19 protein-coding genes and 1 tRNA gene are annotated in these 20,665 nt (G+C 75.6%); 12 read left to right on the forward strand and 8 right to left on the reverse strand.

What is annotated here, in order from left to right:
• Together BM165_RS21950 and BM165_RS21955 are read right to left on the reverse strand one after the other, a co-directional pair.
• Complete coding sequence (locus tag BM165_RS21950) at positions 1–1,068, reverse strand: hypothetical protein (protein WP_075015666.1); 1,068 nt, start codon at positions 1,066–1,068, stop codon at positions 1–3.
• Positions 1,065–1,595 carry a SigE family RNA polymerase sigma factor gene (locus BM165_RS21955; protein WP_075015667.1) on the reverse strand — a complete coding sequence of 177 codons (531 nt, stop codon included), beginning with the start codon at positions 1,593–1,595 and terminating at the stop codon, positions 1,065–1,067. Before BM165_RS21955 ends, BM165_RS21950 begins: the two co-directional genes overlap by 4 nt.
• 200 nt (positions 1,596–1,795) lie before the next feature.
• On the opposite strand from BM165_RS21955, the gene BM165_RS21960 reads away from it, so the two are divergent.
• From BM165_RS21960 to BM165_RS21970, 3 genes are read left to right on the forward strand one after another with little or no spacing between them, the layout of a single operon-like run.
• A complete protein-coding gene (locus BM165_RS21960) occupies positions 1,796–2,518 on the forward strand; it encodes a hypothetical protein (protein ID WP_075015668.1) in 723 nt (240 codons plus the stop codon).
• A 53-nt stretch (positions 2,519–2,571) separates the two neighbouring features.
• A complete protein-coding gene (locus BM165_RS21965) occupies positions 2,572–4,491 on the forward strand; it encodes a histidine kinase (protein ID WP_083427600.1) in 1,920 nt (639 codons plus the stop codon).
• 9 nt (positions 4,492–4,500) lie between these two features.
• Entirely contained in the window at positions 4,501–5,139 is a 639-nt protein-coding gene (locus BM165_RS21970; RefSeq protein ID WP_075015670.1) for a response regulator transcription factor, read from the forward strand.
• 56 nt (positions 5,140–5,195) lie between these two features.
• Here BM165_RS21970 and BM165_RS21975 read toward each other — a convergent pair.
• Positions 5,196–5,278: transfer RNA gene (locus BM165_RS21975), tRNA-Leu, on the reverse strand.
• 185 nt (positions 5,279–5,463) lie between these two features.
• Between BM165_RS21975 and BM165_RS21980 the strand changes: the two genes are divergently transcribed.
• The 7 genes from BM165_RS21980 (at position 5,464) to pknB (ending at position 15,126) form a co-directional block, all read left to right on the forward strand.
• Complete coding sequence (locus BM165_RS21980) at positions 5,464–6,285, forward strand: DUF3662 and FHA domain-containing protein (RefSeq protein ID WP_075015671.1); 822 nt, start codon at positions 5,464–5,466, stop codon at positions 6,283–6,285.
• Between the two features lie 13 nt (positions 6,286–6,298).
• A complete protein-coding gene (locus BM165_RS21985; RefSeq protein WP_075015672.1) occupies positions 6,299–6,760 on the forward strand; it encodes an FHA domain-containing protein FhaB/FipA in 462 nt (153 codons plus the stop codon).
• Positions 6,761–6,842: 82 nt separating this feature from the next.
• Positions 6,843–8,225 (forward strand): PP2C family protein-serine/threonine phosphatase, encoded by a 1,383-nt coding sequence (locus tag BM165_RS21990; RefSeq protein ID WP_075015673.1) that lies wholly within the window; start codon positions 6,843–6,845, stop codon positions 8,223–8,225.
• Positions 8,225–9,640 (forward strand): FtsW/RodA/SpoVE family cell cycle protein, encoded by a 1,416-nt coding sequence (locus tag BM165_RS21995; protein ID WP_075015711.1) that lies wholly within the window; start codon positions 8,225–8,227, stop codon positions 9,638–9,640. The genes BM165_RS21990 and BM165_RS21995 overlap by 1 nt, the downstream gene beginning before the upstream one ends.
• Entirely contained in the window at positions 9,637–11,085 is a 1,449-nt protein-coding gene (locus BM165_RS22000) for a peptidoglycan D,D-transpeptidase FtsI family protein (protein ID WP_075015674.1), read from the forward strand. Before BM165_RS21995 ends, BM165_RS22000 begins: the two co-directional genes overlap by 4 nt.
• Positions 11,085–12,992, forward strand: coding sequence for a protein kinase domain-containing protein (locus BM165_RS22005; protein ID WP_075015675.1), 1,908 nt, complete (start codon positions 11,085–11,087; stop codon positions 12,990–12,992). Before BM165_RS22000 ends, BM165_RS22005 begins: the two co-directional genes overlap by 1 nt.
• Before the next feature lie 136 nt (positions 12,993–13,128).
• Positions 13,129–15,126 carry a Stk1 family PASTA domain-containing Ser/Thr kinase gene (gene pknB, locus BM165_RS22010; RefSeq protein WP_075015676.1) on the forward strand — a complete coding sequence of 666 codons (1,998 nt, stop codon included), beginning with the start codon at positions 13,129–13,131 and terminating at the stop codon, positions 15,124–15,126.
• Between the two features lie 55 nt (positions 15,127–15,181).
• Here the strand turns inward: pknB and BM165_RS22015 are convergent, their stop codons facing one another.
• Both BM165_RS22015 and BM165_RS22020 read right to left on the reverse strand, forming a co-directional pair.
• Positions 15,182–15,829, reverse strand: coding sequence for an aminodeoxychorismate/anthranilate synthase component II (locus tag BM165_RS22015; RefSeq protein WP_075015677.1), 648 nt, complete (start codon positions 15,827–15,829; stop codon positions 15,182–15,184).
• Between the two features lie 25 nt (positions 15,830–15,854).
• Positions 15,855–16,631, reverse strand: coding sequence for a DUF881 domain-containing protein (locus tag BM165_RS22020; protein WP_083427601.1), 777 nt, complete (start codon positions 16,629–16,631; stop codon positions 15,855–15,857).
• Between the two features lie 138 nt (positions 16,632–16,769).
• On the opposite strand from BM165_RS22020, the gene crgA reads away from it, so the two are divergent.
• Complete coding sequence (gene crgA / locus BM165_RS22025; RefSeq protein WP_075015678.1) at positions 16,770–17,045, forward strand: cell division protein CrgA; 276 nt, start codon at positions 16,770–16,772, stop codon at positions 17,043–17,045.
• Positions 17,046–17,536: 491 nt separating this feature from the next.
• Positions 17,537–17,944, forward strand: a complete 408-nt coding sequence (locus BM165_RS22030; RefSeq protein ID WP_075015679.1) for a PH domain-containing protein — start codon at positions 17,537–17,539, stop codon at positions 17,942–17,944.
• 3 nt (positions 17,945–17,947) lie between these two features.
• On the opposite strand, the gene BM165_RS22035 is transcribed toward BM165_RS22030, so the two are convergent.
• From BM165_RS22035 to BM165_RS22045, 3 genes are all read right to left on the reverse strand, one after another.
• On the reverse strand, positions 17,948–18,814 hold the full coding sequence (locus BM165_RS22035) for a rhomboid family intramembrane serine protease (protein ID WP_143108273.1): 867 nt from the start codon (positions 18,812–18,814) through the stop codon (positions 17,948–17,950).
• A gap of 35 nt (positions 18,815–18,849) precedes the next feature.
• Positions 18,850–19,386: a peptidylprolyl isomerase gene (locus BM165_RS22040; RefSeq protein WP_075015680.1), complete on the reverse strand. Its 537-nt coding sequence runs from the start codon at positions 19,384–19,386 to the stop codon at positions 18,850–18,852.
• A gap of 79 nt (positions 19,387–19,465) precedes the next feature.
• The gene (locus tag BM165_RS22045) at positions 19,466–20,521 is read right to left on the reverse strand and encodes a class I SAM-dependent methyltransferase (protein ID WP_083427602.1); all 1,056 of its coding nucleotides are present in this window, start codon (positions 20,519–20,521) and stop codon (positions 19,466–19,468) included.
• Positions 20,522–20,665: the final 144 nt, after the last annotated feature.

The raw sequence follows: 20,665 nt of genomic DNA on the forward strand, positions 1-20,665 counted from the left end.
TCAGTCCCCCGTGCTCACCCGGCGCAGGCACTCGGTGAGGACGGCGTCGTAGCCGGCCTGGATCTGGGCGAGCTCGACGTCGCTGCGCCGCCCGGGCTGGTCCGGGTACCCGTACTGCACGTCGCCGCCGGCGACGGTGCTGACGGTGAACCCCTCCGGCAGCAGGCAGGCGGTGAGACGGTCGCGCAGGGCCGGGTCGGTCGTGGCCGACACCTGGACCCAGGCGACCGGCAGGGCCGGCCGGGACGGCGACCCGTCCGTCCGGGGGACGCCGCGCAGCAGCGCCGACCTCCCGGTGGCCGCGACCTCGACGATGTCGGCGCCGTCGTAGGCAGGCGGGTCCACCTCCGCCACGAACACGCCGTCGCCCCCGGGCAGGTCGGTCCAGAGCCGGTCGATGGACCCGTCGTCGAAGCGGATCGACCCCGAGGACCAGCGGGCGCCGTCGCCGGGCCGGGCGACGACGACGAGGAGGGGCGCGGCGCCGGTCCCGTCGAGCAGGGCCACGGGCTCGTCCGCGCTGAACCGCTCGGGCGGCGCCAGCAGCGCCAGGTCGGCGGGCGCGGCGCCGGCCGGCCCGCCGAACCAGGCGGACACCCCCTGGCCCGCGTCCTCGCCCACGACCAGCGCCCAGCGGCGCCCGCCGGGCAGGTCGCCGGCGAAGAGCACCTGCCGGGAGGACGCCGTCGGGGTGAGCGCGGCACCGTTGAGCCCCAGCGGCGCCGACCACTCGATGGCGGCCACGCCGGCGAGGAACTCCCCGTCGCCGGCGAGCGAGCCGCGGGCCGGGAGGTCGGTCAGCGCGGGCGCGGGCTCCTGCGTGGCCTGCTGGGTGCTCTCGGTGGCGGTCTGCCCCGGGACCGGGCCGGCGTCGGGCAGCAGGGCGGGGACGGCGCCGGCCAGCACGGCGAGCACCACCGCGCCGCCCGCCCACGCCACCCGGGTGCGCCGCTGGCGGCGGGAGAGCGCGATCGCGGCGTCGGCGGTGTCCACCCCCCGCGGCGGCGCGGCCCGGGTGGCCAGGCGGGCCAGGGCGTCCCGGACGTCGTGGTCGTCGAGGTCGGTCACGACGGGCTCCCATCGGTCAGCCGGGTGGTCTCGGGACGCGGGGCCTGCGGGCCCAGGGCCGCGCGCACGGCGGCCAGGCCGCGGGCGGTGTGGGTGCGGACCGTGCTCGCCGAGCAGCGCAGCACCTGCGCGGTCTCGGTCTCGGTGAGGTCCTCGTAGAAGCGCAGGACGAGCACCGCCCGGGCCCGCGGGGGCAGCAGGTCCAGGGCGCGGCGCAGCTCGTCGTTCAGCGCGTGGGCGTCCTGCCAGTCACCGACCGGGGAGTCGGGCAGCGTCTCGAGCACCTGCTCGCCGTGCCACAGCCGGCGCCGCCAGCTCAGGTGGCAGTTGACCAGCAGCCGGCGCACGTAGGCGATCGGCACGTCGGCGCGCTGCACGCGCCCCCAGTGCCGGTGGGCCCGCGCCAGCGCCGTCTGCACGAGGTCCTCGGCGTGGCCGCGGTCGCCGGTGAGCAGGTGCGCGGTGCGCAGCAGCGCCGCCTCGTGCGCGACGACGAACGCGGTGAACTCGTCCCGGTCCGCGCCCACGCTCCTCCCTCCCGAGTGGTGTCCCTACCGAGCAGACCCGGTGGACGGCCCGGATCCGCGACACCGGGACGTCACGATCCGGTCACGGTCGTCCCGGCGAGGTCGGGACACCGCTCCCGTGTGGCCGGGACCGGTCCGAGCAGACGGTGGGTGCACACCGGCGGGAGCGACCCGCCGCAGCGGACCCGGAGGTCCCTACCGTGCACACCACCGTCCCCGTCCCCGCTCCCGTCGACGTCGCACCGGCCCCCGCCCGCGCCGCGGGGCCCGTCGGCCGCCGGCTGGCCGTCACCGCGCTGGTCGTCGGCAGCGTGCTGAACACCGCCGAGGCCGCGCTGCTGCAGTTCCTCCCCGAGCGCCCCGAGGCGCTGGTCGACCAGCTCGCGCTGGTCGGGGAGCACACCGCCGTCTTCACCACCCGGCTGGTCACCGGCACGGTGGCGATCCCGTTCATGGCGATCGCCTTCCTCGCCGCCGCCGGGCTGCTGGCCACCCGGATGCGCAGGACCGCCTACGCCGCGGGTGCGCTCCTGCTCGCCGGCATGTGGGGCTTCGTGGGCATCCACCTCGTGGGCTACCTGCAGCTGCCGGCCTCGCAGTCGGCCGACCTCGACGCCGCGGCCGACCTGCTGTGGGCGGCGGAGTCGCACCCGGTGTTCCTGGCCCTGTTCCTCGCGCCGTTCCTGCTCGGCACGACGCTGGGCATGGTCACCCTGACCGTCGGGATGCTCCGCTCGGGCGTCGTGGCCCGCTGGATCCCGGCCGTGTGGCTGGCCTTCATCGTGCTGGACTTCTCCGTGGGCGCCGTCGGTCCGGTCGACCCGCACTGGCTGTGGCTGGCCGGCGCCCTGGGGCTGGCGGCGCACGTCGCCCGCTCGGGTTCCGTCGCCCGCTCGGGCGAGCGGCGCGGCGCCACCTCCTGACCGGCGGCGGCCGGGGCACCTACGGTCTCCCCGACATGCTCAGGAACCCGCCCGTGAGCCGGGCCGCCACCGTGGCGGCCCGGCTCCTGGCCGTGGCCGCGGTCCTCGCGACGGCGGCCGCCGTGGCCCTGCCGGTGCTGGCCGGCGGCGACTGGCTGCCCCGCCTGTTCCGGACGCCGGAGCCGGTGGCCGGCCCGTCGTTCGCCGTCGCCGGTGCCCTGCTCGCCGGGCTCCCCCGCGCCCGCCGGCTGGGCTGGCTGCTGCTCGCGATCGGCTGCTCGGCCTCGGCCTACGTGCTGGCGACGTCGTGGTGGGCGGCGGCGGGGCAGACCGGGCCGCCCGGGTGGGTGCGGGGCTGGGCCTGGGTCCCGGCGCTGCTGCTGGTGACCACGGTGCTGCCGCAGGTGCTGCCGCACGGCCGGCCGCTGCCGGGGTGGTGGCGGGTCCCGCTCGCCGCCGCGTGGACGCTCACCGCCGTCACCACCGCGGCGGTCGCGGCCGGCGCCGGCGACCCGTTCGGCGTCCCGGCGTTCCCCGCCGTGCTGGGCCTGCTGGTCGCCACCGCGGTCGCCTCGCTCGTCGTCCGCGTCCGCCGGGCCGACGGCGTGCAGCGGCGGCAGCTCGCGTGGGCCGGCTACGGCGTCGTCGTCGCCATCGCGGCCACGTTCCTCGCGCCGTGGTGGGGCGTCTCGCTCGCGGTGCTGCTGGTGCCCGCCGGGCTCGCCGTCGCCGCGTTCCGGTACCGGCTCTACGACATCGACGTCCTGGTCAACCGCACCGTCGTCGGCGGTGTGCTGCTCGGCCTCACCGCGCTGGTGTACGCCGCGGTGGTCGGCTGGGCCGGGGCGCTGCTCGGCGACCGCCGGGGGTCGGCCCCCTTCCTCGCCGCCTTCGCCGTCGCACTGGCCTTCCACCCCGCCCGGCTGCGGGTGCAGCGCCTCGTCGACCGGCTGCTCTTCGGCGACCGCGGCGACCCCTACACGCTGCTCACCCGCGTCGACGCCGCGCTGGGGGCGGCCGCGTCGCCCCGGCAGGCGCTGCGCGACGGCGCCGCCGCGGTGGCCGCGGGCCTGCGGCTGCGCGGGGCGGCCGTCGAGGTGCCGCTGCCCGGGGGTGCGGTGGTCCGGGAGGAGGCCGGGCAGGTGCCCGCGGGCGCCCGCCGGGTGCCGCTGGCGCTGCACGGCGAGCCCGTCGGCGACCTGCTGGTCGCCCCGCGGGCGGCCGCCGCCGGCCTCGAGCCGGCCGACGACCGGGTGCTCGCCGACCTCGCCGGGCGGCTGGCGGCCGCCGCGTACGCGGTCCGGCTCAGCGGCGACCTCGCCGAGTCGCGGGAGCGGCTGGTCACCGCCCGCGAGGAGGAGCGGCGCCGGCTGCGGCGGGACCTGCACGACGGCCTCGGCCCGCAGCTGTCGGCGGTGGTGATGACCCTGGACACGGCCGGCTCGGCGCTGCGCCGCGAGGACGCCGGCCGCGCCGCCACGCTGGTCGCCGCGGCCGGCACCCAGGCCGCCGACGCCGTCGCCGACGTCCGGCGGCTGGTGCACGGGCTGCGCCCGCCCACCCTCGACGACCTCGGGCTGCTCGGTGCCCTGCGCGCCGGTGCCGCGCCCCTGGCCGACGGCGGGCCGCGGGTCACGGTGACCGGCGAGGGCGACCTGGCGGGGCTGCCCGCCGCGCTCGAGGTCGCCGCGCTGCGCATCGCCCAGGAGGCGCTGCACAACGCCGTCCGGCACGCGGACGCGACGGCGGTGGCGATCCGCGTGCGGGCCGCCGCGGACGCCGTCGAGGTCGAGGTCACCGACGACGGCCGCGGCCTCCCCGCCCGGCCGGTCCCCGGCGTCGGGTTGTCGTCCATGCGCGAGCGCGCCGCCGAGCTCGGCGGCTCCTGCTCCGTCGGGCCCGGCACCACCGGCGCGGCGGAGTCGTCGGGCACCCGCGTGCACGCCGTCCTGCCGCTCCCGCCGTCCGACTGAGGAGACCCCGTGCGAGCCGTCGTCGCCGACGACCACCCCGTGTTCCGCCAGGGCCTGCGGGTCCTGCTCGAGGACCTCGGGGTCGACGTCGTGGCCGAGGCCCCCGACGGGACGGAGGCCGTCGAGGTGGCCCTGCGCGAGCGCCCCGACGTCGTCCTGATGGACGTGCAGATGCCCAGCCTGTCGGGCATCGAGGCGACCCGGCAACTGCTGGAGCGGTGGCCGGAGGCGCGGGTGCTGGTGCTCACCATGGTCGCCGACGACGAGGCCGTGTTCGCCGCGATCCAGGCCGGCGCGCTCGGGTACGTGCTCAAGGGCGCGGGGCAGGCCGAGATCGGGCGGGCGCTGGAGGCGGTCGCCGCCGGGCAGGCCGTCTACGGCGCCGAGGTCGCCCGCCGGCTGCGCGCGTTCTTCACCGCGGGCTCCGGCGTCGTCGCCCGGCCGTTCCCGGAGCTGTCCGACCGCGAGCGGGAGGTCCTCGACCTGATCGCCGCCGGGCTGCCCAACACCGCCATCGCGCACCGGCTGTTCCTGTCGGAGAAGACGATCCGCAACAACGTGACGTCGATCTTCGCCAAGCTGGCGGTGCGCGACCGCGCCGAGGCGGTGGTGCGCGCCCGCGAGGCCGGCCTCGGCCGGGGGTGCTGACCCCGCAGACGCACGAGACCCCGCCCGGGTCTCCGGACGGGGTCTGCGCGAGGGGGTGGGCAAGGGGGGAGTTGAACCCCCACGTCCTCTCGGACACACGGACCTGAACCGTGCGCGTCTGCCATTCCGCCACTTGCCCTGGCGAGGAACGACCTTAGCAGCCGTCCGAGGGCACCCGGCGGAGGGGCCGGGAGGTGCCGGCAGGTGGGGCCCACGTGACGCCGGTGGCCTGCGTGGCGATGGGCGTTGCTGGCCGGTCAGCACTCACGCGCACGGCTAGGATCGGCTGGAGGACCGTCATCAGACCGAGGTGGAGGAGCGACTGTGGGCGTGCTGCAGCGCTTCGAGCGACGCCTCGAGGGGATGGTCGGCGTCGCCTTCGCCCGCCTGTTCAAGGGCAAGGTCCATCCTGCCGAGATCGCCAAGGCGCTGCAGCGGGAGGCCGACGAGCAGCGCTCGGTCATGGGTGAGGGCCGCGTGCTCGCCCCCAACGTCTACGACGTCCGGCTCGGCCCCACCGACTACGCCAACCTCGGCGAGTGGTCCGAGCAGCTGGCCGCCCAGCTCGCCGACATGGTCTCCGAGCACATCGACGGCGAGGGCTGGCAGACCTTCGGCGCGGTGCAGGTCCGCCTCGAGCGCGACGACGACCTGCCCACCGGCGTCTTCGAGGTCAGCTCGCACGTCGCCGACCCCGCCCGCCCGGCGTCGCGGGCCGACGCGGTCGCCGTCCCGCCCGCCCCGCCGATGACCGGCTCCGGCGCAGTGCCGCCGCTGCCGCCGCTGCCCGGGCGCGTGGCCACCGACACCGGCCGCCAGCACCCGTCGGTCGTCGGTCGCGCGGGGTCGAAGCCGGGCGTGACCCACGTGCTCGTCGTCGACGGGCCCGGCACCCGCCACGAGCTGACCACCGGCCGCAACGTCATCGGCCGCGGCACCGACGCCGACATCCGGCTGCCCGACACCGGCGTGAGCCGCAAGCACGTCGACGTCGTCCTCGAGGGCGGCACCGCCTTCGCCGAGGACCTCGGCTCGACCAACGGCACCCTGGTCAACGGCCGCCGCATCAGCCGCCAGGCGCTCGCCGACGGCGACGTCATCCGCATCGGCCACTCCGTCCTGGTGTACCGGCAGGACGGCACGTGATCGGGCGCCGGTCGTGACCGCCGAGATCGTCCTGCAGGTCTTCCGCTTCGGGTTCCTGCTGCTGCTGTGGCTGTTCATCTTCGCCGCGTTCCGCGTGGTGCGCGCCGACCTCTTCGGCGGCCGGGCCGGGCGGGTGGCCTCGGTGCCGCCGCGGGCGGCCGCCCCCGGACGCCGGCGCGGACGCGGGCCGCGCACCCTCGTGGTGACCGCCGGCCCCCTCACCGGCACCAAGATCACGCTCGGCGAGCAGCCCATCCTCATCGGGCGCGCCGACGACTCCACCCTCGTCCTCACCGACGACTTCGCCAGCAGCCGGCACGCGCGGCTGACCAACCGGGGTGGACAGTGGTACGTCGAGGACCTCGGCTCGACCAACGGCACCTACCTGGACCAGCAGCGGGTCCAGGGGCCGCTGCTGGTGGCTCCCGGCCAGCCGATCCGCATCGGCCAGACCGCCCTGGAGCTGCGCTCATGACCGGACACACTCCGACCAGGCAGGCCACGACCGCGGGGAGCGACAGAGCAGACGTGAGCAGCGCACACGTGAGCAGGGTCCGATGAGTCTCGCGCTGCGCTACGCCGCCCGTTCCGACCGCGGTCTGGTCCGCGGCAACAACCAGGACTCGGTCTACGCCGGGCCCCGGCTGCTGGCCGTGGCCGACGGCATGGGCGGGCACGCGGCCGGTGACGTCGCCAGCAAGGTGGTCATCGCGGCGCTGGAGCACCTCGACGAGGACGCGCCCAGCGGCGACATGCTCCAGGCCCTCCGCGAGGCGGTCTTCGACGGCAGCGAGCACCTGCGCGAGGTCATCCGCGAGTCCCCCCAGCTGGAGGGCATGGGCACCACGCTCACCGCCGTCCTGTTCGCCGGCGGGCGGATCGCCCTCTGCCACGTCGGTGACTCCCGCGCCTACCTGCTGCGCGACGGCGTCTTCACCCAGATCACCCACGACGACACGTTCGTGCAGACCCTCATCGACGACGGGCGGATCACGCCCGAGGAGGCCAACCACCACCCGCAGCGCTCGCTGCTGCTGCGGGCGCTCAACGGCCAGGACGTCGACCCCGACCTGTCGATGCGCGAGGCCCGCGCCGGCGACCGCTACCTGCTGTGCTCCGACGGGCTCTCCGGCGTGGTCAGCGAGGAGACCCTCGCCGAGGCGCTCAAGGACCCCGACCCCCAGTCGACCGCCGACCGGCTCGTCGAGCTCGCCCTGCGCAGCGGCGGCCCCGACAACATCACGGTGATCGTCGCCGACGTCGTCGAGGACAACGGCAGCGGCATCGCCTTCGAGCCGGTCGTCGACGGCGCGGCCGGGGACAACCGCGGGCAGCGCGAGGTCGACCCGCGGTCGGCCGCCGGCCGCGCCGCGCTGGCCGACCCGCCACCGGCGCCACCACCGCCGCCCACAGCACCCACGGCCGCCGCACCCAGCGACCGCCGCCGCTCCCGGCGGCGGTTGTTCGTCGCTGGGGGGGCGGTGCTCCTCCTCGTCGGCGCCGGCATCGCCACCTGGCTGTGGGTGCTGACCCACTGGTTCGTCGGCGTCGCGGCGGCCGACGGCGGTGACCACGTGGCCGTCTACCGCGGCTTCAACGCCGACCTTCTCGGCCTGGACCTCTACCGGGTCGACGACGTCACCGACATCCCCCTCGACGACCTGACGTCCTACGACCGGAACAGCGTCCGGCAGGGCATCGACGCCGGCGACGCCGACGACGCCCAGCGGATCGTCGACGACCTGCAGGCCGCCGCCGTCCCCGAGTGCGACGGCGGCGGCTCCGGCCGGGCCACCTCCTCCCAGACCCCGGACAGCGGGGCGACCGACAGCGGGGCGCCGTCCCTGGACACCGACGCCGGCCCCACCGGGATCTCGACCTCGGCGGGTGCCTCGACCCCGTCGCCCGAGCCGGGGGAGCCCTGCCGGGAGGCGGAGTGATGTCCGGTCCCACCACCGACCCCCGGGCCGCGGCCCCGGGCACGGTCGTCCCGACGCGGCGCAACACCGAGCTGTTGCTGCTCGGCTTCGCCGTGCTCATCACCCTCGCGGCGCAGTCCATCGTCGACGTCACCATCACCGGCTCGCTGCGCCCGGAGCTGGCGACCTTCGGCGGCTGGTTCGCGGCGCTGTGGGCGGTGGTCCACCTGGTCGTCCGCCGCTTCGCGCCCTACGCCGACCCGCTGCTGCTGCCCGCCGTCGCCGTGCTCTCCGGCCTGGGCCTGACGATGATCCACCGGCTCGACCTGGCCGGCATGCAGGACGGCGCCGAGGCCACGCGCGAGGACGCCCCCGTCCAGCTGCTGTGGGCCACGATCGGGGTGGCGCTGTTCGTCGCCGTCGTCGTCGTGCTGCGCGACCACCGGCTGCTGTCCCGCTTCGCCTACACCCTCGGCCTCGTCGGCCTGGTGCTGCTGGCGCTGCCCGCCGTGCTGCCCGCCTCGATCTCGGAGGTCTACGGCGCCAAGATCTGGATCCGCGTCGCGGGCTTCAGCATCCAGCCCGGCGAGTTCGCCAAGATCTGCCTGATCGTCTTCTTCGCCGCCTACCTGGTCGACAAGCGCGACGTCCTGGCGCTGGCCAGCCGCCGCGTCGCGGGCCTGGAGCTGCCGCGCGGCCGCGACCTCGGCCCGGTGCTCGCCGTCTGGGTGGTGTCGATCCTCGTGCTGGTCTTCGAGCGCGACCTCGGCAGCTCGCTGCTGCTGTTCGGCATCTTCGTGGTGATGCTCTACGTCGCCACCGAGCGGGCCAGCTGGCTGCTCATCGGCGTGGGCCTGTTCGCCGGCGGCGCGTTCCTGGCCTACCAGCTGTTCGGCCACGTGCGGGTCCGGGTCGACACCTGGCTCGACCCGTTCGCCTACCGCGACGAGGGCGGCTACCAGCTCGTGCAGTCGCTGTTCGGCCTCGGCACCGGCGGGCTGTTCGGCGCGGGGCTCGGCGGCGGCCGCCCCGACCAGGTGCCGGTGGCCAAGAGCGACTTCATCGCCTCGGCGATCGGCGAGGAGCTGGGCCTGTTCGGCCTGGTCGCCGTCATCGTCATCTACCTGGTGCTGGTCGAGCGCGGCCTGCGGACGTCGCTGGTCGTGCGCGACGCCTTCGGCAAGCTGCTCGCCGGCGGCCTGGCCTTCGCCGTCGCCTGGCAGCTGTTCGTCGTCCTCGGCGGCGTCACCGGCCTGCTGCCGCTGACCGGCCTGACGACGCCGTTCGTCGCCTACGGCGGGTCCTCCCTGGTGGCCAACTTCGGCCTCGTGGCCATCCTGGTGCGCATCAGCGACGCCGCCCGTCGCCCGGCCACCCCACCCCCTCCGCCGAAGCAGGCGATCGGTGAGGCGCCGACCGAGGTCGTGAGCTCGTGAACGCGCCCCTGCGGCGGGTGGCGATCAGCGTCCTGGTGCTGTTCACCCTGCTGATCGTCAACGTCAACTACATCCAGGTCGTGCGCTCCGACGAGCTGCGCGAGGACTCCGGCAACACCCGCGTGCTCACCGAGGAGTACTCCCGCGAGCGCGGCTCGATCGTCGTCGACGGCACCGAGGTGGCGCTGTCGGTGCCCACCCAGGACACGCTCGAGTACCTCCGCCAGTACCCGCAGGGTCCGCTGTACGCCCCGGTCACCGGCTACTACTCGCTGGTCTACGGGGCCTGGCAGCTGGAGGACGCCGAGAACGAGGTGCTCGCCGGCTCCGACGCCCGGCTGTTCACCCGGCGCCTGACCGACCTCTTCACCGGCCGCGACCCCTCCGGCGGCGACGTCGTCCTGACCCTCGACGCCGGCGTCCAGGAGGCCGCGATGGCCGGCCTCGAGGGCGTCACCGGCGCCGTCGTCGCGCTCGACCCCTCCACCGGCGCGGTGCTCGGGATGGCGAGCACCCCCACCTACGACCCGGGCCGGCTGTCCAGCCACGATCCCGCCGACATCCGCGCCTACGCCGAGGAGCTCGGGGCGATGGACGCCGACCCGCGGCTGAACCGCGCGACCGAGGACAACTACCCGCCGGGGTCGGTGTTCAAGGTGATCGTGTCGGCCGCCGCGCTGTCGACCGGCGAGTACACCCCCGAGACCGTCGTCCCGGCGCCGGACGTGCTCACGCTGCCCGGCACCTCCACCCAGCTGCGCAACTTCGGGAACTCCTCGTGCAGCAGCAGCCAGGAGCAGTCGCTCATCGACGCGCTGACCATCTCCTGCAACACCGCCTTCGCCCAGCTGGGCATCGACCTCGGCGAGGACCGCGTCCGGGAGATGGCCGAGGCGTTCGGCATGACCGGCGAGCGACTGGAGATCCCGATGCGGACCGCCGGCAGCAGCATCGGTGACATCGAGAGCGAGGCGGCGCTGGGCCAGACCTCGATCGGCCAGCGCGACGTCCGCATGACCCCGCTGCAGGCGGCCATGGTCGCCGCCGCGGTGGGCAACGACGGGACCCTGATGACGCCCCACCTCATCGACCAGGTCCGCGCCCCCGACCGGACCGTGATCGACCGGGCCGACCCGGAGGAGCTCTCCGAGCCGGTGACGCCGGAGGTCGCCGACCAGCTGCAGGAGATGATGGAGAGCGTCGTCACCGAGGGCAGCGGGCGGGCCGCCCGCATCCCGGGCGTGACGGTCGCGGGCAAGACCGGGACCGCGCAGGTCTCCGGCGACGTGCCCGACCACAACTGGTTCGTCGGCTTCGCCCCGGCCGACGACCCGCAGATCGCCGTCGCGGTGTTCGTCGCGAACGGCGGGGGTACCGGCGGGGACGTCTCCGCACCGATCGCCGGCGACGTGATGCAGGCCTATCTCGAGGGTCAGGGGGGCTGATGGCCCTGTCGACCGGCACCATCCTGGCCGGCCGCTACGAGATCACCGAGCCCATCGCCACCGGCGGGATGGGCGAGGTGTGGCGCGCCCGCGACCGCGTGCTCGACCGCGTCGTCGCGGCGAAGGTGCTGCGCAGCGAGTTCACCGGCGACCCGAGCTTCGTGGCCCGGTTCCGCAACGAGGCCCGGCACACCGCCGCCCTGTCGCACCCCAACATCGCCTCGGTCTACGACTACGGCGAGAGCGTCGACGAGCGCGGGCACCAGCTGGCGTTCCTCGTCATGGAGCTCGTCGAGGGCAAGCCGCTGGTGACGATCCTCCACGAGGAGGGCCGGCTCTCCCCCGAGTGGACGCTGCACGTCCTCGGCCAGTCCGCCGACGGCCTGTCGGCCGCGCACGCCGCCGGGGTGGTGCACCGCGACATCAAGCCGGGCAACCTCATCGTGCGGCCCGACGGCGTCGTCAAGCTCACCGACTTCGGCATCGCCCGCGCCCGCGACGCCACGCCGCTGACCCGCACCGGCATGGTCGTGGGCACCGCCCAGTACCTCTCCCCCGAGCAGGCGCAGGGCCTGGAGGTCACCGCGGCCTCCGACGTCTACTCCCTCGGCGTCGTCGGCTACGAGTGCCTGACCGGCGGGCGGCCCTTCGACGGCACCTCCCAGGTCGCCATCGCGCTGGCGCACATCAACCAGCAGCCGGCGCCGCTCCCGGCCGACATCCCGCTCGCCGTGCGACAGCTCATCGAGCGGGCGCTGGCCAAGCACCCCGACGACCGGTTCACCGACGGCGCCGCGTTCGCCGCCGCGATCCGGGCCGTGGCGCAGGCGACCGACGGGCGCGGTCCCGCGACGTCGGCCACCGGCACGATGGCCGCCGCGCAGACCGAGGTGATCCCCGAGGTCTCCGGCGGGACCGATCCCGAGGGCACGCGCGTGCTCGGCGGCCCGGTGACCGGGGCCGCCGCGGTGGTCGGCCCGCGCACCGGCGGCCGGCACGCCGCGGGCGGCCCGCGCACCATGCCGCCGCTGCAGGGCCCGCCGGTCGACGGCGACGACGACGACCGGGGCTGGGCGCGGCCGGAGCCGCAGCGCGGCGGCAACCGGCGGTGGGCGCTGGTGCTGGCCTCGCTCGTCCTGGTGGCGGCGCTGCTGTCCGGCGCCTGGTTCGTCCTCGCGGGCAACGGCGACGACGCCGGCGACGGCACCACGGCCGGGCCGACCACGAGCAGCGCACCGACGAGCGGGGCATCCGGCGCGACCCAGGACCTCGTCACCATCCCCGCGGCCGCGGAGTACCTCGGCGAGGACGCCGACGACGTCGAGGCCGAGCTGCGCGAGGCCGGACTCGAGGTGGCGCAGGTCGACGCCTCCGACGAGGAGCTCGTCGCGGCCGGGATCGACCTGGCCGCCGGCGAGGTCGCCGCCATCGACCCCTCGGGCATCCCGGTGCCCCGGGGCACGACGGTGACGCTGGCGGTGGCCCGGCAGGACTACAGCCCGGCCGAGGAGGCGGAGGAGCCCGCCCCGGCCGAGGAGGAGCCCGACACCGGCGGCGGCGAGGAGCCCGACACCGGCGGCGGCCAGCAGAGCAGCTCCTCGGCCACGACCACGAGCCGCGCGCCCACCACGACGTCCTCGTCCTCCACCGCACCGGCGCCCCCCGGGGACGGGACCGACGGCGGGGACGACGGCGAGGGCGACGGCGGCGGCGAGGCCCCGGACGACACGGTGGAGACCCAGCCCGGGTCGCCGGCGCCCGAGCCGTCCCTGGACCCCGATCCCGAGGCGCCCGTCGACGGCGGTGCGACCGGTGGCGACGCCGGCACCGGTGAGGTCACCGGGCAGGCCGGGGGCGCGACTCCCGAGGCCGCCGATGCGCGCGTGGCCGACGGTGCGGCCGAGTGACACCCCTCCCTCGCGCTGCCCGGGTCCCGGGCGCTCCCGCGGTTAGGCTCCCCGCCGGGACCGGGGCCGTACCCGGCGCTCCCCCGTGCCCGGGCCCGCCCGCGCCGCACCACCGCACCGCCCGAGAGGACCTCCGATGACCACCCCCCAGGTGCTCGGTGAGCGCTACGAGATCGGCGGGGTGCTCGGCCGCGGCGGCATGGCGGAGGTCCACCGCGGACGCGACCTGCGCCTGGGACGCGAGGTCGCCGTCAAGGTGCTGCGCAGCGACCTCGCCCGCGACCCGTCCTTCCAGGTGCGGTTCCGCCGGGAGGCCCAGGCGGCCGCCTCGCTCAACCACCCGGCGATCGTGGCCGTCTACGACACCGGCGAGGACCGCACCACCAGCGGTGCGACGCCCTACATCGTCATGGAGTACGTCGAGGGCGACACCCTGCGCGACGTGCTGCGCCGCGAGGGCGTCCTGCCGCCCGACCGCGCGATGAGCCTGACCGCCGACATCTGCGCCGCGCTGGACTTCAGCCACCGCAACGGCATCGTGCACCGCGACGTGAAGCCCGGGAACGTGATGATCACGCCCGACGGCTCGGTCAAGGTCATGGACTTCGGCATCGCCCGCGCGGTGTCGGACTCCGCCGCCACGATGACGTCGACGGCCGCCGTCATCGGCACCGCCCAGTACCTCTCCCCCGAGCAGGCGCGCGGCGAGTCCGTCGACGCCCGCTCCGACGTCTACTCCGTCGGCTGCCTGCTCTTCGAGCTGGTCACCGGGGCGCCGCCGTTCACCGGCGACTCCCCGGTGTCGGTGGCCTACCAGCACGTGCGCGAGGACCCGCGGCTGCCGTCGTCGATCAACCCGGCCGTGCCACCGGACCTGGACGCCATCGTCCTCAAGGCGCTGAGCAAGAACCCGGCCAACCGGTACCAGTCGGCCGCCGAGATGCGCAACGACCTGCTCCGGGCCCTGGCCGGGCAGCGGGTCGAGGCCACGCCGGTCATGGGCGACGACGAGAAGACCACCATCCTCGGCGCGACGCCGTCGGGCTACGGCTCCGACGACGCCTGGGACGACGAGGCCGACCGCCGCCGCAAGCGCAACCGCGTGATCGCGGCCGTCGTCGGGGCGCTGGTCCTCATCGGCGCCGTCGTCGGGATCGCACTGCTGGTCGGCTCCGGCGACGAGGAACCCCCGCCCGAGACCGCCGCGCAGGTGACGGTGCCCCCCGGACTGGTGGGCGCGACCGAGGCCGAGGCCCGCACGGCCATCGAGGGCGCCGGCCTCGCCGTCGCCGCCGAGGTCACCCAGCAGCAGGTCGCCGACGACGCCCAGGTCGGCCGTGTGCTCGACACCGACCCCGACAGCGGGGCCCAGGTGGCGGAGGGCAGCGAGGTCGCGCTGACCGTCGGGGTCGCCCCCGACACCGTCACCGTGCCGCAGGTCGTCGACCTCGACGAGGACCGGGCCCGCACGGCGCTGGAGAACGCCGGCTTCACCGGCAGCGTGAACACCGACCAGGTCGACGACCTCGCCGAGGAGGGCACCGTCACCGCGGTCGACCCGGAGGAGGGCACCGCGGTCGCGCCGAGCACCACGGTGACGCTGGCGGTCTCCGACGGGGACGCCCCGATCCCCGGCGTGACCGGCCAGGAGCAGGCCGCGGCGGTACAGGCGCTGCGCGACGCCGGGTTCACCAACGTCACGACCGAGGAGGTCGACTCCGAGGAGCCGGCCGGCACGGTGGTCGCGAGCGACCCGGCCGCCGGCCAGCAGGCCACCGCCGACACGGAGATCACGCTGCAGGTGTCGGGCGGGGTCGCCGAGATCACCGTGCCGACGTCGATCGTCGGGCAGACCGAGGCGGTCGCGCGGCAGACCCTCGCGGCCGCCGGGTTCACCGGGACGATCACCGTCCAGGACCTGCCGGCCGAGGAGGGCGAGACGCCGGGCACCGTGGCCGGCAGCCAGCCCACTCCGGGTCAGACCGTGCCCGCCGACGGGGAGATAACGCTGATCGTCCTGCGCGAGGCCCCGGGCGGTGGGAACGGCAACGACGCCGGGACCGGCGGCGAGGACGAGGAGGGCGAGGGGAACGGCGCCGGAGGCGTCGACGACGACCCCGACACCCCGCAGTAGTCCCCCGCACACAGCAGCGAGGGCCCCTCCCGGACCGGGAGGGGCCCTCGCTGCGTCAGACGGCGGCGGTGAGCCGGCGGGCGCCGGCCGAGGCCGTCTCGACGACGTCGGGGTCGGGCGCCAGGCCGCAGGTGGCCAGCCAGGTGGCGAGCATCCGGTGCCCGCCCTCGGTGAGCACCGACTCGGGGTGGAACTGCACGCCCTCGACCGGCAGCTCGCGGTGCCGCAGCGCCATGACGATGCCCGACGGCGTGGTGCCGGTGACCTCGAGCTCGGCGGGCACGGTGTCACGGTCGACGGCCAGCGAGTGGTACCGGGTGGCGGTGAACGGCGAGGGCAGGCCGGCCAGCACGCCGGCGCCGTCGTGCACGACCTCGCTGGTCTTGCCGTGCAGCAGTTCGGGTGCGCGGACCACCTCGGCGCCGAAGGCCTCGGCGATGGCCTGGTGACCGAGGCAGACGCCGAGCACCGGGGTCCCGGCGTCGGCGGCCGCCCGCACCATCGGCACGGTCACGCCGGCGTCGGCGGGCGTGCCGGGGCCGGGGGACAGCAGCACCCCGGCGACGTCGAGGTCGGCGAGCTCGTCGACGGTGACGGCGTCGTTGCGGCGCACCACGCAGGTGACGCCGAGCTGGCCGAGGTACTGGACCAGGTTGTAGACGAAGCTGTCGAAGTTGTCGACGACGAGGACCGGGCGGCTCACGCCCCCTGTCTACACGCGCGCGGGGTCAGCCGTCAGCGGCTGTGGCGTAGGCCATGTCCAGCGGGCGGCCGTAGGCCGGGACGACGACGTCGGGCCGCTCGCGCACCGCGAAGCCGAGGCCGAAGTCCTCGACCGCCTGCTCGAAGACCGCCACCTGCGGTGACGCGGCGAGCTGGGCCCGGATCGCGGCCGGGTCGCCGATGGCGGTGACGACGAACGGCGGCGAGTACGTGCGGCCCTGCAGCAGCAGCACGTTGCCCACGCAGCGGACCGCGCTGGTGGCGATCAGCCGCTGGTCCATGATGGCGACGCCGTCGGCACCGGCGGCCCACACGGCGTTCACCACGGCCTGCACGTCGGACTGGTGGATGACGACGTCGTCCGGCCGCGCCCCCACCGGGAGGCTGCCGTCGGGCCGGCGTGGGGCGTCGTCCAGGGTGATCTCCACGCCGCGGCCGCGCAGCCCGACCAGGCCCGCGGACACCTCACCGCGCTGCCCCGCGGTCTGCGCGGCGGCGACGGCGCCGTCGCGGGTGGCGGCCTGGTCGGTGAGCGCCTGCGCCTGCTCCTGGAGGTCCTCCAGCTGCGCCTCCAGGGCCGCGTTCACCTCGGTGCGCTCGGCGATGAGCCCCGACAGCTCGGTGACGTCACCGGCGCGCAGGTCCGACCCCTGCGCGGTCTGGCCGGAGGTGGCGAACAGCAGCCCCGCGGCGAGCGCCACCACCGGCACCAGCGCGCCCCACGCCGTCCGCCGGCCGGGGGACGTGCCCGGGGCCGGAGCGGGGGGCTCGGGGGCCGTCACGGGAGCTCCTGGAGGGACGCGAGGGGGGACGCGACGGTCGGCGGGGCCGCGGCCGTCCCCCCGGAGCTTAGGCTGGGCAGCGATCGTGCCGGTCGCGACGGACCGGCACCCGAGGAGAGTCAGCAGGAGTCGGTTCCGGTGCCCAAGTCGAAGGTCCGCAAGAAGTCGGTCTACACGCCGCCCGAGGGTGTGCTGCAGTCCCGCACGGCGGCCGCCGCCCGCGCCGCGCAGCCCAGCCCCCGCTGGTACGCCCCGCTCATGGTCACGCTCATGCTGCTGGGCCTGCTGTGGATCGTCGTCTACTACGTGGCCGGCGACCGCATCCCGTTCATGGTCTCGCTCAACGCGTGGAACTTCGCCATCGGCTTCGGCCTCATGGTGGTCGGCCTGGTCATGTCGATGCGCTGGCGCTGACGCCGGACCGCTCCGTCCGCCACGAGACCCCCGTCCCCTCCCGGGACGGGGGTCTCGTGCGTTCCGGGTCCTTACACCAGGGGGCCGGCAGTGCCCGTGCCGGGGTGTCCACCGCTGTGCACAGGCCCGCGGGGGGTCCACAGGTCGACATGACGTCCCGCCCCCAGGGTTGTCCACGACATGTGGAGAACGGGTGTTCGAGTGCACCGCGCTGACCTGCGGGGACGTCAGCAGTGAGGCGCGTGGGACACGCAGGACGGCCGCGTAACTACAGAGCTGTGCTTTGTCCCCAGCTGTGTACCCACCTGTGGACGTGTCGACATGGCACCCCTCCCCCGGCCGTCACCCACAGCAAGCAGAGGCTTGCGCACAGACGCTCGACACGCGGGCCGAGCAGGGCGGATGCCCGCCGCCGACGGTTGTCCCCAGGGCCTCGAGCCTGTGGACGGAGGTCCCCGGCGACGTGTGCACCGATCGGGCAGGGTGGGGACGTGCAGTGGTCGGCGCGGACGGCGGAGACGACGGTCCTGGGCACGGGCGGCGTGCTCCTGGCACTGGCCGCGCTGACCCTCGACGCCGCCGGCGCCGTGCTCGTCGGAGCCGCCGGCGGGCTGCTGCTCGGGCTGGCGCTGCGCGACGTCGTCCTGCGGCCGCGGCTGGCGGCCGATCCCGGCGGCGTCGTCGTCCGGACGCTGACCGGGCGCACCCGCCTGCCCTGGTCCGGCCTGCGGGTGCGGCTGCGGACCACCAGCCGCCTCGGGGTGCGCTCGCGGCTGCTGGAGCTCGACACCGCCGCCGGCCCCGACGACGACGGCACGCTGGTGCTGCTCGGCCGCCGCGACCTGGGGACCGACCCGGCCGCCGTCGCACAGGCGCTGGAGGCGCTGCGCCCGGGATGACGACTAGGAGCCGAGGACGGTCAGGGGCACGGGGACGGCGAGGGCCAGCGTGAGGAGCACCACCCCGAGCACGGCCAGGCCCGCGGCCTGCAGCCCGGTGCGGCGCCGGGCCAGCACGACGACACCGGTGGCGAGGACCCCGGCCACCAGGCCGCCGAGGTGGCCCAGCAGCGAGACGCCGGGCAGGAAGCTGATGACCACGTTGATGGCCAGCAGGGCGAGCAGGCCGCGCAGGTCCTGCCGGGCGACCAGCATGAGCACGCCGAGGGCGCCCAGCAGCCCGTAGATGGCCGCGGAGGCCCCGGCGACGGGCCGGCCGGGCTCACCGAGGAGCTGGATGGCCACCGAGCCGCCCAGGGCCGAGAGCAGGTAGACGGCGAGGTAGCGCCACCAGCCCAGCCGCGACTCGATCTCGGGGCCGAACAGCAGCAGGCTGAGCATGTTGAGCAGCAGGTGCGTGAGCCCGATGTGCAGGAACGCGCCGGTGATCAGCCGCCACTGCTCGTCGGCCAGGCTGACGAGGACCGGGACCTGCGAGAACCGGACGAACACCGGCGACCGGTAGTTGTCCAGCGGGTTCTCGCCCACCGACACCGCCGAGACCGCGGTGACGACGAAGACGAGCACGTTGACCGCCACCAGCGTGGTGGTGACCGGCCCGAACCGCCGGCGCGCGGCACCCCACTGCGAGGCGCGGCGCGGCCGGCGCACCGCCGCGTTGCCCGCGCGGACGTCGTCGGGGCACTGGAAGCCCACCGAGGCCGGCGTCATGCACTCCGGGCAGATCGGCCGGTCGCAGCGCGTGCAGCGGACGCCGGTGGGCCGGTCGGGGTGCCGGTAGCAGGTGGTCGGCGGGGGCGCCGACGGCACGGCGCCGCCGGCACCCCCGTCGGGTGGGGAGCTGGTCAGCTGCGCTGCACCTCGACCGACTCGATCACGACGTCCTCGACCGGCTTGTCGCCGCGACCGGTGCGCACCGCGGCGATCCGGTCGACGACCTCGCGGCCGGCCTGGTCGGCCACCTCGCCGAAGATCGTGTGCTTGCGGTTGAGGTGCGGCGTCGGGCCGACGGTGATGAAGAACTGCGAGCCGTTGGTGCCGGGGCCGGCGTTGGCCATCGCGAGCAGGTAGGGCCGGTCGAACTGCAGCTCGGGGTGGAACTCGTCGCCGAACTGGTAGCCGGGGCCGCCGAAGCCCTGACCCAGCGGGTCGCCGCCCTGGATCATGAAGCCGCTGATGATCCGGTGGAAGATCGTCCCGTCGTACAGCGGGTCGGTCGTCTTCGCGCGGGTGGCCGGGTGCGTCCACTCGCGGCGGCCCTCGGCCAGGTCGGCGAAGTTGGCGACCGTCTTGGGCGCGTGGTCGGGGAACAGGTCCACGGTGATGTCGCCGTGGTTGGTGTGCAGCACCGCGCGGCGGGCGGGCGAGGTCGATTCGGTCACGCCCCCACTCTCCCACCCCCGCCTGGACCGGTCCGGGGCCGAGGGGCTCCGGACCGTCCGGTGCAGGGAGGACGGCGGGTCAGGGCCGCACCTCGAGGACCAGGTTGAACGGTGTCTCCGCAGCCCGGCGGACGCGGCTGAAGCCGGCCTCGTGCAGCAGGTCGGTGAGGCGGGCCTCCCCTGCCTGGGCGCCGAGAGCGGTGCGCGGTTCCTCCGTCATGGAGTGGGCGACGCAGATGGCCGTGGAGGCCGTGTAGTACAGCCGGCCCACCGGACCGAGGTTGTCCTCGAGCCGGTCACCGGCGTAGGGCTCGACGAGCATAAAGGTGCCGTCCGGGGCGAGCACGTCCCGGATGTGCCGCGCGGCGCCCAGCGGGTCGGGCATGTCGTGCAGGGCGTCGAAGACGGTCACCAGGTCGTAGTCGCGGCCGGGGAAGTCCGCCGCGGAGGCCACCTCGAACGAGACCCGGTCCGTCAGCCCGGCGTCGCCGGCCCGCTTGCCCGCCTGCTCGATCGACGCCCGGTGGTAGTCGAAGCCGACGACCTGCGCGGCCCGGTAGGACTGGGCCATCAGGAGGCTGGAGGAGCCGTGCCCGCAGCCGACGTCGGCGATCCGGCCCCCGCCGGCCAGCCGCTCCTCCACGCCCTCCAGGGCGGGGATCCACGACGAGGCGATGTTCATGGCGTAGCCCGGGCGGAAGAAGCGCTCGGTCCCCTCGAACAGGGTCGGGTCGTGCCGGTGCCACGCGAAGCCCTCCCCCGTGCGGATCGCCTCCGTGATCGGTCCCGCGTTCATCGCCAACGCCACCGGCAGGTGGAACGCGGCGGCGGCCTGCAGTCCCTCGGGCGCGGCGAGGAGGAAGGCCTGCTCCTCGGTGAGTGAGAAGCGTTCGGTCTCCGGGTCGTAGGTGACGTATCCCCCTGCGGCCTGTCCGGACAACCACTCGCGGACGTGGCGCTCGTCGGCGCCGGCGTGCCGAGCGACCTCCGCCGCTGTGGCGGGCATGGTGGCGGCGAGCGCCTGGTACAGGCCCAGCCGGTCCCCGATGACTGCGTTGACGGCGTGGAAGCCGGCACCGACATCGGTGACGAAGCGGCCGAGCAGGGCGTCGAGTCGATCCTGGTCGATGGCCATGCCATCCCCCTGGTCGTGTGTCACGGGTGCTGCGGGGCCCGTGCGGAGGACGAGCCGGGCGGGCGCGGGCTGCGAGGTCCGACGACGACACCGCGCGCCGGTCGGGGTGACCATCTCCCGGTCACCCGGCGATCGCCTGTCGCT

Source organism: Geodermatophilus obscurus, assembly GCF_900115395.1.
In the GTDB taxonomy this organism is placed as follows: Bacteria; Actinomycetota; Actinomycetes; order Mycobacteriales; family Geodermatophilaceae; genus Geodermatophilus; species Geodermatophilus obscurus_B.

Coding starts and splice junctions, on each gene's coding strand:
- BM165_RS21995 (WP_075015711.1), top strand. CDS start 8,225: ATGTCCGGTCCCACCACCGACCCCCGGGCCGCGGCCCCGGGCACGGTC.
- BM165_RS22045 (WP_083427602.1), bottom strand. CDS start 20,521: ATGGCCATCGACCAGGATCGACTCGACGCCCTGCTCGGCCGCTTCGTC.
- BM165_RS21990 (WP_075015673.1), top strand. CDS start 6,843: ATGAGTCTCGCGCTGCGCTACGCCGCCCGTTCCGACCGCGGTCTGGTC.
- BM165_RS22005 (WP_075015675.1), top strand. CDS start 11,085: ATGGCCCTGTCGACCGGCACCATCCTGGCCGGCCGCTACGAGATCACC.
- pknB (WP_075015676.1), top strand. CDS start 13,129: ATGACCACCCCCCAGGTGCTCGGTGAGCGCTACGAGATCGGCGGGGTG.